The sequence below is a fragment of the Methanoculleus chikugoensis genome (assembly GCF_019669965.1).
Taxonomy (GTDB): Archaea; Halobacteriota; Methanomicrobia; order Methanomicrobiales; family Methanoculleaceae; genus Methanoculleus; species Methanoculleus chikugoensis.
Map to the genome: position 1 here is coordinate 359,324 of NZ_AP019781.1, position 15,291 is coordinate 374,614.

General features: G+C 64.7%; 16 protein-coding genes and 1 tRNA gene. 3 read left to right on the plus strand and 14 right to left on the minus strand.

Annotated elements, in window-relative coordinates:
• Positions 1–32: 32 nt before the first annotated feature.
• From MchiMG62_RS01925 to tsaA (MchiMG62_RS01945), 5 genes are all read right to left on the minus strand, one after another.
• On the minus strand, positions 33–1,082 hold the full coding sequence (locus MchiMG62_RS01925) for an ABC transporter ATP-binding protein (protein WP_221057653.1): 1,050 nt from the start codon (positions 1,080–1,082) through the stop codon (positions 33–35).
• Between the two features lies 1 nt (position 1,083).
• Positions 1,084–1,896: an ABC transporter permease gene (locus tag MchiMG62_RS01930; RefSeq protein ID WP_221057654.1), complete on the minus strand. Its 813-nt coding sequence runs from the start codon at positions 1,894–1,896 to the stop codon at positions 1,084–1,086.
• Positions 1,897–1,907: 11 nt separating this feature from the next.
• Entirely contained in the window at positions 1,908–2,390 is a 483-nt protein-coding gene (tsaA, locus tag MchiMG62_RS01935) for a tRNA (N6-threonylcarbamoyladenosine(37)-N6)-methyltransferase TrmO (RefSeq protein WP_221057655.1), read from the minus strand.
• A complete protein-coding gene (locus tag MchiMG62_RS01940) occupies positions 2,387–3,211 on the minus strand; it encodes an extracellular solute-binding protein (RefSeq protein ID WP_221057656.1) in 825 nt (274 codons plus the stop codon). Before MchiMG62_RS01940 ends, tsaA (MchiMG62_RS01935) begins: the two co-directional genes overlap by 4 nt.
• 113 nt (positions 3,212–3,324) lie before the next feature.
• Positions 3,325–3,807, minus strand: a complete 483-nt coding sequence (tsaA, locus tag MchiMG62_RS01945) for a tRNA (N6-threonylcarbamoyladenosine(37)-N6)-methyltransferase TrmO (RefSeq protein ID WP_221057657.1) — start codon at positions 3,805–3,807, stop codon at positions 3,325–3,327.
• 92 nt (positions 3,808–3,899) lie between these two features.
• On the opposite strand from tsaA (MchiMG62_RS01945), the gene MchiMG62_RS01950 reads away from it, so the two are divergent.
• On the plus strand, positions 3,900–4,268 hold the full coding sequence (locus tag MchiMG62_RS01950; protein WP_221057658.1) for a nuclear transport factor 2 family protein: 369 nt from the start codon (positions 3,900–3,902) through the stop codon (positions 4,266–4,268).
• Here the strand turns inward: MchiMG62_RS01950 and thiE are convergent.
• The 4 genes from thiE to MchiMG62_RS01970 form a co-directional block, all read right to left on the minus strand.
• Positions 4,265–4,900, minus strand: coding sequence for a thiamine phosphate synthase (gene thiE / locus MchiMG62_RS01955; protein WP_221057659.1), 636 nt, complete (start codon positions 4,898–4,900; stop codon positions 4,265–4,267). The two genes, MchiMG62_RS01950 and thiE, sit on opposite strands and share 4 nt — an antisense overlap.
• Positions 4,900–5,700, minus strand: coding sequence for a hydroxyethylthiazole kinase (gene thiM, locus MchiMG62_RS01960; protein WP_244987760.1), 801 nt, complete (start codon positions 5,698–5,700; stop codon positions 4,900–4,902). Before thiM ends, thiE begins: the two co-directional genes overlap by 1 nt.
• A gap of 214 nt (positions 5,701–5,914) precedes the next feature.
• Complete coding sequence (locus tag MchiMG62_RS01965) at positions 5,915–7,786, minus strand: PAS domain S-box protein (protein WP_221057661.1); 1,872 nt, start codon at positions 7,784–7,786, stop codon at positions 5,915–5,917.
• A gap of 427 nt (positions 7,787–8,213) precedes the next feature.
• Positions 8,214–8,298: transfer RNA gene (locus tag MchiMG62_RS01970), tRNA-Ser, on the minus strand.
• 51 nt (positions 8,299–8,349) lie between these two features.
• On the opposite strand from MchiMG62_RS01970, the gene MchiMG62_RS01975 reads away from it, so the two are divergent.
• Entirely contained in the window at positions 8,350–8,553 is a 204-nt protein-coding gene (locus MchiMG62_RS01975) for a hypothetical protein (RefSeq protein ID WP_054848379.1), read from the plus strand.
• Position 8,554: 1 nt separating this feature from the next.
• Here MchiMG62_RS01975 and thsA read toward each other — a convergent pair whose 3' ends face one another.
• From thsA to MchiMG62_RS02000, 5 genes are all read right to left on the minus strand, one after another.
• Entirely contained in the window at positions 8,555–10,144 is a 1,590-nt protein-coding gene (gene thsA / locus MchiMG62_RS01980) for a thermosome subunit alpha (protein ID WP_221057662.1), read from the minus strand.
• Positions 10,145–10,356: 212 nt separating this feature from the next.
• Positions 10,357–10,971, minus strand: coding sequence for an orotate phosphoribosyltransferase-like protein (locus tag MchiMG62_RS01985; RefSeq protein WP_221057663.1), 615 nt, complete (start codon positions 10,969–10,971; stop codon positions 10,357–10,359).
• Between the two features lie 21 nt (positions 10,972–10,992).
• Positions 10,993–11,448, minus strand: coding sequence for an NOB1 family endonuclease (locus tag MchiMG62_RS01990; protein ID WP_221057664.1), 456 nt, complete (start codon positions 11,446–11,448; stop codon positions 10,993–10,995).
• Positions 11,445–12,425 (minus strand): RNA 3'-terminal phosphate cyclase, encoded by a 981-nt coding sequence (gene rtcA / locus MchiMG62_RS01995; RefSeq protein ID WP_221057665.1) that lies wholly within the window; start codon positions 12,423–12,425, stop codon positions 11,445–11,447. The genes MchiMG62_RS01990 and rtcA overlap by 4 nt, the downstream gene beginning before the upstream one ends.
• Complete coding sequence (locus tag MchiMG62_RS02000) at positions 12,412–13,269, minus strand: ribose-phosphate diphosphokinase (RefSeq protein ID WP_221057666.1); 858 nt, start codon at positions 13,267–13,269, stop codon at positions 12,412–12,414. The genes rtcA and MchiMG62_RS02000 overlap by 14 nt, the downstream gene beginning before the upstream one ends.
• Before the next feature lie 81 nt (positions 13,270–13,350).
• Between MchiMG62_RS02000 and lonB the strand changes: the two genes are divergently transcribed.
• Positions 13,351–15,288, plus strand: a complete 1,938-nt coding sequence (gene lonB / locus MchiMG62_RS02005; protein ID WP_221057667.1) for an ATP-dependent protease LonB — start codon at positions 13,351–13,353, stop codon at positions 15,286–15,288.
• The last annotated feature ends 3 nt before the right edge of the window (positions 15,289–15,291 follow it).

Sequence of the window (15,291 nt, forward strand, 5' to 3'; positions counted from 1 at the left end):
GTTCGCCCCTGCGCCGGGCGACCGGATAAATGCTACCGTTTGAAGACGTGGACCGCAGATGCCTTGAAGGTGACGTAGGCCGGCTCCCCCTCGACGAGGCCCAGGCGGGCGACGCTCTGCGGGGTCAGGACGGCGACGAAGGGCAGCCCTGTGTCCACGACGACCCGCGAGAAGACGCCGTTATGCCGGATCGCCGTGACCGTGCCCTGGAAAGTGTTCGCGGCGCTCGACTCGAACGGTTGGCGGGAGAGGATCACCTCCTCCGGCCGGATGCCGACGCAGACGTCGCCTTCTATCGCGGTGACCGTCCGGACGACGATCTCCCCGAGGTCGATCGCCGCTTCCCCGTTCCGGACGCGTGATACCCCGCAGTAGACGTTCTCCATGCCGGTGAAGGCGGCGACGAACTCGGTGGCGGGTCTCCGGAAGATCTCGTCGGGCGTGCCTGTCTGGACGATCCTTCCGTCCTGCATCACTGCGACCCGGTCGGCGAGGGCGAATACGTCCTCGAAGTGGTGGGTGATGTGGACGACCGTCGTCCCGGTCGCCCGGTGAACGGCTTTCAGTTCCTCCCGGAGCCGGTCCCGTGTGACGGCGTCGAGCGCCGAGAGCGGTTCGTCGAGGAGCAGGACACGGGGCCGGAGGACGAGCGCCCGGGCGATCGCCGTCCGTTGCTGCTCGCCGCCGGAGAGCGTCCCCGGCGTGCGTTCAAGAAGGTGGCCGATCCCGAGGAGGCCTGCGATCTCCTGCACGCTCTCCCGGATGCGGGCGGGTTCGGTCTTACGTTGCAGGAGGCCGAACCCGATGTTCTCCGCGACCGTGAGGTGGGGGAAGAGCATGTAGTCCTGGTAGACCATGCCGACCTCCCGGTCCTTCGGGTCGGTGGCGGTCACATCGAGGCCGTCGAGGGTGATCGTTCCCGCGTCGGGAGCGTAGATCCCCGCGATCGTCTCAAGGAGTATCGTCTTCCCGGCGCCGGTCGGGCCGAGGATGATGAAGTACTCGGCGTCCGCGACGGTCAGGTTCACATCGGTGAGCGTGAAATCCCCGAGGCGTTTGGAGAGTCCGGCGATCCCGAGCATGTCAGAAGACCTCCCGGGTACCGGAGTACCGTTCGAAGACGGAGAGCGACGCCACCGATATGACGATCAGGATGACGGATGCGGCGATGGCGAGGTCGAGATCCCCGGTCGACATGTTCAGGAAGAGCGCGATGGGCAGGGTCTCGGTCTTCATCTGCGTGGCCCCCGCGAGCATGAGGACCGCGCCGAACTCGCCGATGGACTTCGACCAGGTGATGACCAGGCCCGCGATAAGGCCGTTTCGGGCGAGAGGCAGGGTGACCTGGCGGAACGCACCCCACTCGGTGCAGCCGAGTGTCCGGGCGACATATTCGTAGCGGGGATTGATCGTCTCGAAGGCCGACCGGGTGACCCGGACCATGTAGGGGAGGTTGACGAAGAACTGGGCGACGATTATGCCGAGCGGGGTGTAGACGACGTCGAGCCCCCAGGCGGAGAGCATCCGTCCGAACGTTGAAGGGCCGTAGAAGATGAGCAGCGCCACGCCCGCTACGAGGGGCGGGAGGGCGAGCGGGATGTTGAAGATGGTGTTCGCGATCCTCCTGCCGGGGAACGAGAACCGGGCGAGCGAGTAGGCGACCGGCACGGCGGCGGTTACACAGAGGGCGGTGGAGATCGCGGAGGTGACGAGCGAGAGTTCGACGGCAAAGAGGATCTCGGGGGATGCGAGACTATCGAGGAGGGCCGGGAGCGGCGGATAGGCCACGAGGCCGACGATGACGACGACCATGTAGGCGATCAGGCCGGAAAGGGCGGCGAGAAAGAGCGCCTTGAACGGCGTGGGGTAGGGGAGGGCATCTTGGTTCGGGGGCACGACCGACCAACCTAGATGGATGCGCTCTGATTTCTGATCCGCCCGACGTGTTGAGGCGTCACCCACCCGGAGGTCGCACCCGGGATGCAGTCGAACGCCGGGATATAGGGCTTGATGTCGAGGACCGGAGTCCCGTCCAGGAGATCGGCACCCTCGACGGTGAGCGTGGTGCCGTCGATCCCGACGATCTTGACGACCGATATGCCGAGCCGGTTCGGGCGGTTGAAGTGCCGGGTGGCGAAGATGCCGTGCGGCTCCGCACCGTCGATGAGCGCTCGCTCGCTGAGTTCTTCGCCGGCGGCCCGGTGGAACTGATAGATGAGGATGATGTGGGAGAACTCCGCGAGGGCCGCAAGACCGTCCCGGAACTCAGGGTAGACCTCCACCGTCCCGCGGGCGGTGGAGAAGGCCGCCTGGATCGGGGTGGCGGCCGGATCGGAGAACGGTGTCCGGGCGATCCCGATGGCCCTGCAGGGGTACTCTGCACCGCTCATGGTTCGATCCCTGCGTACGCCGGGTCGGGGTAGGTCGGGAACCCGTGCTTTGCAAAGATCGCCTTGCCTTCGTCGGAGGTGACGAACTCGACGAACGCCTGAGCGGCGTCGGGCTGCGTTGTGAAGGTGGTCGCTCCTATCGGAACGATGAGGGCGAGGTTGTCCTCCTGTGGGAGATCGATCGCATCCATCTTCTCGGGGTTGATCTGGTCCAGCGTGAGAAGCGCGGCATCGGCCGTGCCCATGTTCATCGCGACCACGACTTCGTTGATCGTCGGCGCCCGGAGGACGACGTTCGCTTCAACGGCGTCGCGGATACCGTGCGCCCGGAAAAGTTTGTCGCCGGCCCCGCCGATCGAGGTCGAGTTCACGCCGCCGAGCGCGATCTTCAGCCCGGGCCGGGCAAAGTCGTCGACCGACGTGATGTTGTGCGGATTGCCCTTCTGGACGGCGATCACCGGGACGTGGTAGGCGACGTACCCCGGCTCTCCGACCAGCCCTTTCTCCCGGGCGATGCGGTAGTCCGGCGTTCCGCCGGGGATGAAGGCGTCGCCCTTCCGGGAGAGTTCCATCTGGGTCATGAGCGTCCCCGAACCGGCGAAGGTATACTCGACGCCGATGCCGTATTTATCGGTGAATGCCTCTCCGATCTCGCTCATCGGCTTCTTGAGGCCTGCGCCGGAGTAGACGAGGAGCGAGGTGTCCGCTACGGCTGGGGTGGCGTTCTCCCCGGTGACCAGCGGCTGGGTGGTGCAGCCGGCCGTACAGAGGAGGGCGGCGAAGAGAACGATGGCGATCAGTGGAATTGCTCGTTTTGTCATGGATACCATACAGTACCCGTCTGTCGATATTAAAGGTGTTTCATTTACTTTTTAGTTATGTTAAATGATTTTACCTCAATTACCCCCTGTTAAATGTTGCTCTCCTCCCGAAGTCAGCAGAACCGGCCGTCCGAGCGCCTGGTGCGGGCGTCCTCCGAGGTTGAGGCCAGCCACCCGGACCGCTCGTCGGGGTAGGCGTCGAACGCCGGGACGTAGGGCTTGATGTCGAGGACCGGGGTGCCGTCCAGGATATCCACGTCATCGAGATGGAGCGTCGCGCCCTCGACGGCGACCAGCCGCAGAACCGAGAGACCGATCGCGTTGGGGCGGCGGGGCGCCCGGGTCGCAAAGACGCCGTGGGGTGTCGTATCGAGGAACGGCACCACTTCGAGCGCGTAGCCCTCCGAGCGGTGGAAGTGGTAGAGAACGATGATCCGGGAGAACCCCGTGAGGTCTTTCAAGCCGGTGGCATAGGCGGGGTCGAGTTCGACTGTCCCCCGGACGCCCCGGGCGCCGACGGGCTGGATCGGCATGTCGCGGGGGTCGCTGAACGGGGAGTGGACGGTGCCGATGGGAGTGAAGGTTATCCCGGTCATAGGTATCCCTCTCTCCGGGGGGAGAAGAGGGTTTGCGTCCGGGTTGACTATGGGAAACGGTTATTAGCGCCCCATGCGTCCACGTGCTCTTTATGGAAGATCTGTTAGCGGCTCTGCTGGATATCGAGAAGCGGGCCTGGGAGGCTGCCGACACCCGGAACGTGGAGTTCTACCGTGATTATCTCGCGCCGGAGGCCCTTGTCGTCAGTCCCCGGGGCATCCTGGACAGGGAAGGGATCCTCCGCGATCTCGTGGAGAACCCCAACGAACTTCCGGAGTACGCCATCATGGATCCGAGGGTCGTGCCCCTCGGGGAGGAGAGCGCCGTCCTCGCGTATACTGTCTCCTTCGGCGGGCAGATACTCTTCGTATCGACGGTGTATGCCCGGGCCGAGGGCCGGTGGCGGGCGGCCTTCCACCAGCGAACGCCTGCTTCTCCGGTGGCCGGGACGATGGATTAATGCTGGTTTGCTTTTGCGGCGACGATCCGGGCGCGGAGATCCCTGGCGGCGGCGGTGACGTCGTCCTGTCCGACGACCGCCGAGATCACCGCGACCCCGTCCGCTCCCGCGGCGATGACGTCAGCGACGTTTTTCGCGGTGATCCCGCCTATCGCGACGAGGGGGAGGGCGACCGCGGTCCGGATCTCCGCGAGCGTCGCGAGCCCGTGCCCCGGGCCTGCGTCGTCCTTCGATCCGGTCGCAAACGTCGGGCTGAGGGCGAGATAGTCGGCCCCCTCCGCCGCGGCGCGGATCGCCGTCGCCACCGACCCGACCGATGCCCCGATGATGAACCCCGGCGGTGCAAGCCGTCGCGCCTCTCCGATGGGGAGATCGCTCTCGCCGAGGTGAACCCCGTCGGCACCCGCCGCGAGAGCGACGTCCAGGCGGTCGTTCACGATGAAGAGCGCCCCGGCATCGGAGGCGATCTCGCGGATGGTGGAAGCCGCCGTGAAGAGATCCCGGCCTGAGAGGGTCTTGTCGCGGAGCTGGATCGCGTCCGCGCCGCCGGCGACGGCGCGGGCGGCAAGTTCCGCGTGGGATCGCCCTTGGCCGATCCCCTCGTCGGTGATCACGTAGAGATCATATGCCATTACCGCTCCTCGATCCGCGCGTGCCCGGCAAGGTCGTCGGGGGTGAGGGCGGCAAGTTCGTCGAAGAGCGCCGTCCTGAACGAGTAGGGGCCGCGTGCCTCAAGTGCGGCCCTTTCTCCCGCCCGGCCGAAGGCCGCGAGCGCCGCGGCCGACGCGACTGCATAATCGTCCGCGACCGCGACGAACGCCGCGGTGATCGAGGAGGCCATGCACCCCGTCCCCGAGAGGCGGTCCATCGCCGGGTTGCCGTTCCTGACGAGGAAGACCCTGCTATCGTCGGTAACCACGTCGACCGCCCCCGTCATCGACACGACGGTTCCCGTGAGGTGGGCGCACTCCCGCGCCGTCTCGATGGGATCTCCTGCAATTCCGCCGGAGTCCACACCCCGGACGCTCCCGCCCGTCCCGGCAAGGACACCGATCTCCCCGGCGTTGCCCTTCAGGACGGCGACATCGAGGGTGTCGAGGATTCTTTGGGCGGTCTCGGTGCGGAACCGGGTTGCCCCGACGCCGACCGGGTCGAGGACGACCGGGATGCCGAGTTCGTTTGCCCGGCGCCCGGCAATCAGCATGGCATCGACCTGCGTAGCGGAGAGCGTCCCGATGTTCAGGACGAGGGCGCCGGCGGCGGCGACCATCTCGGCGACCTCCTCGGGCGCCTCTGCCATCACCGGGGCGGCCCCGGTGCAGATGGTTATGTTCGCGCAGTCGTTGATCGTGACGCTGTTCGTGATGTGATGGATGAGCGGCCGCCCTGACCGCACGGCGGCGAGGAGAGCGGCGGGGATGGCGCCGTTCATGAAGCGTGCCGATATACCTTTGTTCATGTTGCCCGGCATAGGTACCTTAGGTGTTTCCCGGGCAGTTGCATAAAACCGGTAGCCGGATCCGCAGGTCCCATCAATTTGTGCGATACCCGCACAGGGTCGCGCACCCTGCCGCCGGACGACAATTCCTTGAAACGGAGCCATAGTATGGCCTGTCGTGGGCCGATGGCGACGATCCGGCCGGACGTCAATCCTGTTCGTGCCGCCGGAGGAACGCACGAACTTCCCGCGACTCCACCCATCCCCGATCCAGCTGCGTGATGTACTCGTTGATCCGCTCGACCTGATTGTGGATGACCGTCGACGTCCTGGGATCGTCGGTCAGGTCGGCCATGCCGAGGATCACCTGCAGGGGCTGGCGTATGTGATCGCCGAGGACGGCGAACTGCTCGATGTTCCTCTCGATCTGCTCGAACGCCTGCTGCCGGAGACGTTCATTCTGTCTCCGCTCGGTGATGTCCCTGCCGGTCGCCTGGACGCCGACTACCTTTGCGTTTTCCACGATCGGGGATTCGCTCAGCTCGACGAAGGCCGCCGTCCCGTCTTTTCGGCGGAACTCGACTTCGAGCCCCTCTATCGATTCGCCTCCGGCCATCTTCTTCTGTGCCTCCTCCCATTCGGCGAGCGACAAGGGGCTGACGTAGTCACGGCACTTGCAGCCGATGAGTTCGGCGGGGGCATAGCCGAGGATGCGGGTCACGGCCGGGGACATGTAGGTGATCCCCCGGTCGTAGTAGCAGGTATAGATCATATCGAAACTCCGCTGTGCTATCTCGCGGAACTTCTCCTCGCTTTTGCCGAGCGCCTCTTCGGCCGCCTTTCGCTTGATCCCCTGTGCCAGAACGTTTGCGGCCGCCTGGACGAAGTTGATGTCGTCCCGGGTGAACCTGCGCAGGGTCCGGGTATGGGCGCCGAGCACCCCGTACGGCGCCTCGTCACCTTGGATAATGACGCTGATGCCGCTCACGATACCCTCCCTCCGCAGAAGGGCCGGGCCCCGGAACCGCGTCTCGGCGTCGAAATCTTCGACGATCACCGGCTCGTGGGAGAGAAGGGTGTATCCCGCCTGGGAATCGGTTCCCCCGTTCACTTTCTCGGTACCGATCTGGACTCCGCCGAACCCCACTGCCGCTTCGAGGATGAAGAGATCTTCTCTGGGCAGGTACCGGAGCACTTTGGCGTACTCGACTCCCAGACGCTCCGCCACCACCCGGACCACGGCGTTCATCAGTTCGGGAGGTTCGGCCCCTGCAAGAGCGAACTGGCCGAGGTCCGCGACGGCTGCCTGCTGCGCCGCCCGGACGGCGGTGAGCTGCTCGGCCTGTTTTCTCGCGGTGATGTCGAGGTTGATCCCGACCCAGAAGACGATCTGCCCGTCCCTGTCACGGACAGGAGCTCCCCGGGAGAGGATGATGTGGCATTCCCCGTCGGGATCCGGAATCCTTAACTCGCGATCCCACCGGCATCCCGTATCGAGGCACCGTCTCCAGTCGGAGCGCACTGCCGCAGCATCCTTGAGCGGGATGCACTCCAGCCATCCGGAGTGCCGGCACTCCTCGATCGTCCTTCCCACCAGTTCGAGGAACGAGGCGGAGAGATAGAGCACGTCGCCGTCCGGCCCGCATACCCAGAGGCCGTAGGGCACCAGTTCCCCGACGGTGGCAAAGACCGACTCGGCCCTGATCCGTGCCCTCTCTTCCTTACGCCCGGGAGTGTTCTCCCGGAACCGTACAAGCCTCTCCCCGGCGCAGGGCTCGCCGGAGATCGCCCGGCACGAGAGCGAGAAACGGCACACCTCGCCGCTGGAGGTTCGCATCCGGTAAGCCCCGTGCGCCACCTCCTCCCGGTTCCGGAACGCGTCGATTAACCTCCCGGCAGAGTTCCCCTCCTCGAAGAGCGGTGCGAGGTGGCGGGCGATGAGGTCGCCTATCTCCATGCCACGGGCAGCGTCATTGCCGATCCCGAACGTCTCCTGAAACGATCGGTTCAGCCGCACAACGGTGTTGTCCCGGTCGAGGATGGCGACAGCATCGTCGAATTCGTCAAAGCAGCGGTACACGGGAGATCTCCATTGATCGGTGCGGAAGCCCCGGGTAGGGGTGCCATATATCAATACAGTTTAATCAAGTTCATAAATATCATCGTTTGGAAATACCCCCGGCCGGCAGCGGTACCGGTGTTTCAGGGTATTTCGGACTCCGGGTGCACAGTTTCTGGACCTGTGCCGGAGAGCCCGGGAGGATAAGGCAAAGGAGTCTGAATCTCTCGGGGGATGAGGCGCCGGGGAACCCCCGGAAGATCCTACCTCATCATCCATTCATGTTCAGTTCTCAGTCTTGACTGTCTGCGGAAGGGCAACCGTCTCCTTCACCCCTGATAGCCGAGCCGAGGACTCCGGCGCGGGCGATGCTGAAGAGGTCTGTCTGCTAACATTGCGTACAGGGAACTGCGATGGACTGCTTGGAACGTTGAACTCTCAAAACGGACGCCGAGGGGGAGATTTGAACTCCCGAGGTGCCAGGCACCAGTGGCTTTCGAGGCCACCGCCTTCCCGGACTAGACTACCTCGGCACAGAATCAGCCTAGAGTATTTAGGCTCTACGACTATAATAGTATCGAGATATGCTCTGTCGACTCACCCTTATCCCGGACGGCGACGTGCTGGTCTACCGCGGGCGGCCGGGCGACACGTATGAGACAGCCCTCCTCTCCTTCGGGCTCAACCCGGATACGGCGCTGATATTCCGTCGCGGACGGAGCGTTCCGCAGGACGAAGAAATAACGGAGGAAGAAGGCGGGATCTTCCTGGCCTCTTCGCGCGGATGACTTATTGTGCGGCTGGCTTTCCGGTCTGGGTGATCATCATGTCGTCGACACGGACGAGGAGCATGGCCGTCTCGGTCGCGCTCTTGATCGCCTGGGTCTTCACCCGCTCGGGCTCGATGACCCCGGCTTCTAACATGTCGACGATCTCGCCGGTGTAGACGTTGAGCCCGGCGTACTTCGCGCCGTCGGCGTGAGCCTTCCGGAGTGCGACGACCTTGTCGATGGTGTCGAACCCGGAGTTCTCCGCGAGAGTTCTCGGGATGACCTCGAACGCGTTCGCAAACGCTTCGATGGCAAGCTGGGCCCGGCCGCCGACGGTTGCGGCGTAGTCGCGGATGCGCATCTGGAGTTCGGTCTCGACCGATCCGCCGCCGACGACGAACTTGCCGTCCTCGATGGCGTCCTGGATGACCCGGGCCGCGTCGTAGACCGCCCGCTCGAGTTCGTCAAGCAGGAGCTGCGAGGTGCCGCGCAGGAGGATCGTGACGGCCTTCGGGTTTTCGCACCCGGAGATGATCGTCAGGTCGGCGTCGGGGACTTCCTCGGCTGCTTCGGCGTGGCCGAGCGTCTCCTCGGTGAGTTCCTCGGGCTTGTTGACGATGGTGCCGCAGAGCGCTCTCGCGGCGAACTTCATATCCTCTTCTTTCACGTCCTCGACGGCGTAGACGCCGTGTTTTGCCAGGTAGTACTGCACCGCGTCGGCGATCCCCTTCTGGCAGAGGACGACGTTCGCGCCGGCGGCAACGATCTGCCCGGCAAGTTTCCGGAGGGACTCGCGTTCCTGCTCGGAGAACGCCTTCAGCTGGTCGGAGGAGGTGATCTTGATCTTCGACTTCACCTGGGTCTTCGTGATCTCGAGCGGCTGGGCGAGCAGGGCGACTTTAGCGTCCGTGACCTTATCGGGCATCTGCTCGAATACGCGCTTCTTGTCGATGACGATGCCCCGGATCAGTTCGGCGTCGTCCATCGAGTCGCCGACCTGCTTCTTGATCTTGATATCGTCCTCGTCCACGGTGTAGGTGCCCCGGCCGGTCTCGGTCGCGACCTGCTGCACCGCGTCCACCACGATGCCGGAGATCCGGTCCTTGATCGCCTCGATGGACTTTCCGGTCATGGCGGTTCCGGCGAGTTTGATGAGGTTCTCCCGGTCGTCGGCACTGATGGCGATGGCCAGGTCCTCGAGGATCGAAAGAGCCTTCTCCATGCCGAGCTGGTAACCGTTCGCGATGATGGTGGGATGAACCTCCTGGGCGAGCAGCGTCTCCGCTTCTTCCATGAGGGACCCCACGAGCACGGTCGCGGTCGTGGTGCCGTCGCCGACCTCGTCGTCCTGGGTCTCCGCAACCTCAACGACCAGCTTGCCGCCGGGGTGCTGCACGGACATCTCGTGCAGGATGGTTGCCCCATCGTTCGTGATCACCACGTCGCCGGTGGAGCTGACCAGCATCTTGTCCATTCCCCTGGGACCGAGTGTCGTCCGAACGGCGGCTGCAATTGCCTTTGCAGCCATGATATTCGAGCGTTGCGCCTCGAATCCGCGAGTGCGCTCAACATTGTCCCGTAAAATAATGATGGGCTGTCCAGCAAGCATTGTATAATCCTCCTTTGCTCGTTAGGTTTGTTCAGAGGTTCTATATATATCGTTCGATGGGGGTCGCCCTTCCCCGGACGTCCGGGCCGAACGGCGGTGATGCATCATCCGTCAGCGCTGCTACGCGCCGGGATCCCCCGGAGAGGGTGCAATCCGTTTCACCGCTCTCGCCGGAGCGCGATCCGGGCGTATCGAAAAAAATGGCGTGTCGTTCACCCGAGCCTCGATATCACGAAGAGCGAGTGGACCGGGACCCCCTCGACCTCCCGGACGCCCCGCTTGTCGAAGAGCGACCAGACCGCCATCGGCGTGGCCCCGTGCTGCCGGAGGAACGCAATCGTCTCGGAGAGCGTCGTCCCGGTCGTGACGACATCGTCGACGATGATGCACCGCTGTCCGGTGATCGCGGAGAAGGTGCCCGAGAGCGATCCGGTGGGGGTCTCGCTCCGGCTGTGCTTCGCCGGGAGGTAGACCGCGAGTTTCAGCCCCTCCTCTGCGGCGATGAGGGTGGCGAGCGGGGCACCCGACGGCGCGACGCCGACGACCGTGTCGGGAAGGTCGTCGACGGCACGTACGACGCTTCCTTCCGCCAGGTAGAGGAAGCGCTTGAGCATCATCATTGCCATGTCGTTTAAGAGGACGCCGTGGCTCCCTACCGCCGCCCAGTCGATGTGGACGTCTTTTGGCGCCTCCATACCCTTCTGCTGGGTGAGCAGCCAGGTGACCGTCTCCATCGAGAGACCCAGCTCGTCGGAGATCTGGCCGGGGGTGTGCCCTTCTGCCTGGAGCGCTTTTGCCTTCGTGATCAGTTCTTCGAGCGCGGACATGAAGAAAAGATATCCGGGTGATTATTTAAGTTTTCTTTTGATTGATGCGCCGCAGATCGGGCAGTCCCCCGGCTCCTTCCAGTACCGCCCGCACCCGCTGCACCGGTAGCGCCACCGGATCGGCCGGGCTGGCCGTTGCCTGATGCTCCGGGTCTCGATGCCGAGACGGTGGGCGACGTTCTGGACGGCGAAGTCGTCGGTGATGAGGACGGCCGAGAGTTCCAGCGCGAGCGCAAGGATATCCCGGTCGGTTCCGGAGAGCACCCCGGCATCTCCCGTCCGGAGCGCGGCCGCATCAACCCGCGAGAGGTCTTCCTCGCGCGGCTCCCGAACCCTGAGCCCCGCAGCCGAAAGAGCCTCGAATCGGCATTTCGCGTGGGTGTCGGTGAGTTCCGCGACGACCGACGGCGTGGTCGCGATCGGGCCGTCGAGGGGGATCTCCGCAAAAAAGGCCGAGGCGTCGAGGACAAGCGTCATGCGGAGAACCTCACGATGTCGTTCTTCTCGCACCGGATCGCGTACCCGAACTCGGAGAGGAGAGAGCCTGCGGTCTTTGCGTGCATCGAGAGGGTATGGGTGCTGTACTCGCCCCCGTAGAGGGCAAGGTAGACGAGGAGCTGGTCGGCGAGATGGACGTCGACCGTGCCGGGGCTGCGGCACTCGCCGGCGAGTTCCCGTGCCGCCGTCCGGCCCACCTCTTCGGCGGGAAGCCCCCGCCTCCCGAGCGCGACGGCTCCCTTCGCACCGCTCCATGCCGTGACCGAACTCCCGACGCTCGCCCCGCCCCCGCGGGGGTCGAGGACGGCGGTGCAGGGAAGATCGAGTTCCCGGTTCAGGAGATCGCGTGCGGCCGTTGCCTGGCGCTCCACGACGTGCGCGGGGAGGCCGGCCGAAGAGGATACGATCCCGCAGCCCTCCCCCTCCGGGATCGCGATTGGGGCCGGGCGGGACGGCTCCACCCTGACGCGCACCCGTCCCCCTCCCCGGGGATAATACCCCCTATCGAGCACCGTAATCTCGATCGAGGCCCCGGCGCGGCGGAGCACCGGCGCGAAGACATGCTCCAGGTAGTCGATGGTCGGGCTCCACGGCACCTCGGTCCCGCCCGAGACGGTGATGCTCCCGCCGGCGGCGAGGGCGACCGGGAGCCACGCCTGGACGATGAGGGGTATGCTCCCGGCGGTGCCGGGGTCGATCGCGAGGTCCGCCTGCCGGATTCGGCCGGGGGTAAACGAGATCTCCCGGCTTCCCGGTGTGAGGCCGGTGCATTCCGCGTCGGAGGCCCCGGCGACCGCCCGGACTGCAGCGATGTGCTGGGGAGCGAGCCCGGGGTTCTTCCGGTTCTGCCGGATCCTCGTTACGGTGACCGGTTCGGCGGAGATCGCCGAGAGGGCGACCGCCAGACGGAGGATCTGCCCGCCCCCCTCGAGGTGTGATCCGTCAACGGTGAGCATCTTCTTTGATCGCGGTGACGATAGCGCTTGCAGCCGATATGAAACTTGAGGCGTTCTCGTAGGTGTCGCTGGAGACGACCGAAGAGACTCCCGCCGCCCGCAGGCGGGTGTAGGCGCCGCTCGTGAGCACCCCGTGGACGCAGGCGGCGTGGATGGACGCGGCTCCCTGCTCCCGGAGCATGCAGGCGGCGGTCGCGAGGGTTCCGCCGGTGGATATGATATCGTCCACGATCACGGCGTCCCGGCCGGCCGCATCGATGGTCTTCGGGGCGATCCTGACCTCCTCGCCCGAGAGCCGGGTCTTCTCGAGGTGATCGCAATCCCACCCGCCGACCGCCGCGACGCCTGAAGCGAAGTCGATCGCGCCCTCGTCCGGGGCGAGGATCAGGGGATTTTTCAGGCGCAGGTCGCCGATGTAGCCGCCGACGGCCGGAGCGATGGTGACGTTCTTTGCCGGGACACCGAAGTGGCTCAGCACGCCCGGGTCGTGGATGTTGACGACGTAGACCCGCTCGATGCCGGTCGAGAGGGCCCGTGCGACGGCCCGGGCGCTGATCGGTTCGCCCGGGGAGAAACGTTTGTCCTGCCGGGAGTAGCCGAGATACGGGACCACCAGCGTGTTCTTCGAATGATCGGCGGCATCGATAGCAAGAAGAGTCTGCATGAACATATCGTTGTCCACGATGCTGCTGACGATCAGGGTTTCGTCGTCCAGTTCTCCGCACTTAAGATACAGTTCCCCGTCGGGAAATCGGGTGAATTTCGTCTCGACCAGTGAGATTCCCAGTCTTTCGGCGACGCGGGCTGCGAGAACCTGGGACCGTTCCGTGCTGATTATTCTCATGAAACACCTTTGGTAGAAAGTATTTGAACGAGGATGAATAAATTATATAAGTACCAGTGCAGCAAAGAGGTAAACTCGACGATGGATTCGACGCAAACACCAGAAATTCCCAACATTGAGCTCACGAACGACGAACTGGAGGAGACGGATGTCTTTTCCGGCCTTGAGCTGAGCGCATCGTCGGATATCGACGTACCCCCGAATCTCATCGACCAGGTCATCGGCCAGGAGCATGCCGTCGAGGTGATCCGGAAGGCCGCCGTCCAGCGCAGGCACGTGATGATGATCGGCACCCCGGGGACCGGCAAATCGATGCTGGCGAAGGCGATGGCCGAGCTCCTCCCGAAAGAGGAACTACAGGACATTCTGGTCTACCCGAACCCCGAGGATAACAATAACCCCATCATCAGGACCGTCCCCTCCGGCCGCGGCAAGCAGATCGTGAACGCCCACAAGGTGGAGGCGCGGAAGAAGATCCAGATGCGGAGCACCCTCATCATGCTCCTCATCATCGGTATCATCGGCTACGCGATCATCACCTACCAGTGGCTCATGGGCATCATTGCCGCCGCATTCGTCTTCATGGCGCTGAAGTATTCGATGCCCCGCGAGGAGGCGATGGTCCCGAAGCTCCTGATATCCCACGACCCGAACACCACGGCGCCCTTCATCGACGCCACCGGTTCGCACGCGGGCGCCCTGCTCGGCGACGTCCGGCACGACCCCTTCCAGAGCGGCGGGCTTGAGACGCCGTCCCACGATCGCGTCGAGGGAGGTGCCATCCACCGGGCGCACGGCGGGGTGCTCTTCATCGACGAGATCAACACCCTCACCCCCCACTCCCAGCAGAACCTGCTGACCGCGCTCCAGGAGGGCACCTTCCCGATCACCGGCCAGAGCGAGCGCTCGAGCGGCGCGATGGTCCGGACGGAACCGGTTCCCTGCCGGTTCGTGATGATCGCGGCGGGCAACCTCGACGCCATCCAGGGGATGCACCCGGCGCTCCGGTCGCGTATCCGGGGCTACGGCTACGAGGTCTACATGCGCGAGACGATGGAGGACACCCCGGAGAACCGGAAGAAGTTCCTCCGGTTCATCGCGCAGGAGGTCAAGAACGACGGGAAGATCCCCCACTTCGACCGCGCGGCCATGCTGGAGGTGCTCCGCGAGGCCCGGCGCCGCTCGAACCGGAAGGGTCACCTGACCCTGAAACTTCGTGACATGGGCGGGCTGATCCGGGTGGCGGGCGACCTCGCCCGGCAGGAGGGTGCGGAGTTCACCACGGCAAAGCACGTCCTCGCCGCGAAATCGGCGTCCCGCTCGATCGAGGACCAGATCTCCGACGAGTACATCCGGCGGAGCCGCGACTACGACATCACCGTCATCGAGGGCACCCGGGTGGGCCGGGTGAACGGGCTTGCGGTGATGGGGAGCGACTCGGGCTCGGTGCTTCCCATCATGGCCGAGGTGACCCCGATCCAGGGAGCGGCCGGCACGGTCATTGCGACCGGTATGCTGAAAGATATCGCCAAGGAATCGATAACGAACGTCAGTGCCCTGATCAAGAAGTTCACAGGGAAGGATATCCGGAACATGGATATCCACGTCCAGTTCATCGGCACCTACGGCGGTGTCGAGGGCGATTCGGCCTCCGTGACCGTGGCGACGGCGGTGATCAGCGCCATCGAGAATATCCCGGTGCGCCAGGACGTTGCGATGACCGGCTCTCTCTCGGTCCGGGGCGACGTCCTCCCCATCGGCGGGGTCACCTACAAGATCGAGGCGGCGGCAAAAGCCGGGATCAGGAAGGTGATCATCCCGCGGTCGAACCTCGACGATGTTCTGATCGAGGAGCGCTACCGCACGATGGTCGAGGTGGTGCCGGTCGATCACATCGAGGAGGTCCTTCAGAACGCGCTCGTCCCCGAGAACCGGGACGGGTTCCTCTCGAAGCTCCGGAAACTGGCGGTCAACCCGACCGGTCTCTTCGATCCGAACGTCGGGCGTTCCATGGTCTGATGG

Excerpts from the sequence above, each read along its gene's own strand:
- MchiMG62_RS01925 (WP_221057653.1), bottom strand. The coding sequence starts at position 1,082 with ATGCTCGGGATCGCCGGACTCTCCAAACGCCTCGGGGATTTCACGCTC.
- thiE (WP_221057659.1), bottom strand. The coding sequence starts at position 4,900 with ATGGCATATGATCTCTACGTGATCACCGACGAGGGGATCGGCCAAGGG.
- MchiMG62_RS01975 (WP_054848379.1), top strand. The coding sequence starts at position 8,350 with ATGCTCTGTCGACTCACCCTTATCCCGGACGGCGACGTGCTGGTCTAC.
- thsA (WP_221057662.1), bottom strand. The coding sequence starts at position 10,144 with ATGCTTGCTGGACAGCCCATCATTATTTTACGGGACAATGTTGAGCGC.
- MchiMG62_RS01940 (WP_221057656.1), bottom strand. The coding sequence starts at position 3,211 with ATGACAAAACGAGCAATTCCACTGATCGCCATCGTTCTCTTCGCCGCC.
- MchiMG62_RS01950 (WP_221057658.1), top strand. The coding sequence starts at position 3,900 with ATGGAAGATCTGTTAGCGGCTCTGCTGGATATCGAGAAGCGGGCCTGG.
- tsaA (WP_221057655.1), bottom strand. The coding sequence starts at position 2,390 with ATGAGCGGTGCAGAGTACCCCTGCAGGGCCATCGGGATCGCCCGGACA.
- MchiMG62_RS01990 (WP_221057664.1), bottom strand. The coding sequence starts at position 11,448 with ATGACGCTTGTCCTCGACGCCTCGGCCTTTTTTGCGGAGATCCCCCTC.
- rtcA (WP_221057665.1), bottom strand. The coding sequence starts at position 12,425 with ATGCTCACCGTTGACGGATCACACCTCGAGGGGGGCGGGCAGATCCTC.
- thiM (WP_244987760.1), bottom strand. The coding sequence starts at position 5,700 with ATGAACGGCGCCATCCCCGCCGCTCTCCTCGCCGCCGTGCGGTCAGGG.
- MchiMG62_RS02000 (WP_221057666.1), bottom strand. The coding sequence starts at position 13,269 with ATGAGAATAATCAGCACGGAACGGTCCCAGGTTCTCGCAGCCCGCGTC.
- lonB (WP_221057667.1), top strand. The coding sequence starts at position 13,351 with ATGGATTCGACGCAAACACCAGAAATTCCCAACATTGAGCTCACGAAC.
- MchiMG62_RS01985 (WP_221057663.1), bottom strand. The coding sequence starts at position 10,971 with ATGTCCGCGCTCGAAGAACTGATCACGAAGGCAAAAGCGCTCCAGGCA.
- tsaA (WP_221057657.1), bottom strand. The coding sequence starts at position 3,807 with ATGACCGGGATAACCTTCACTCCCATCGGCACCGTCCACTCCCCGTTC.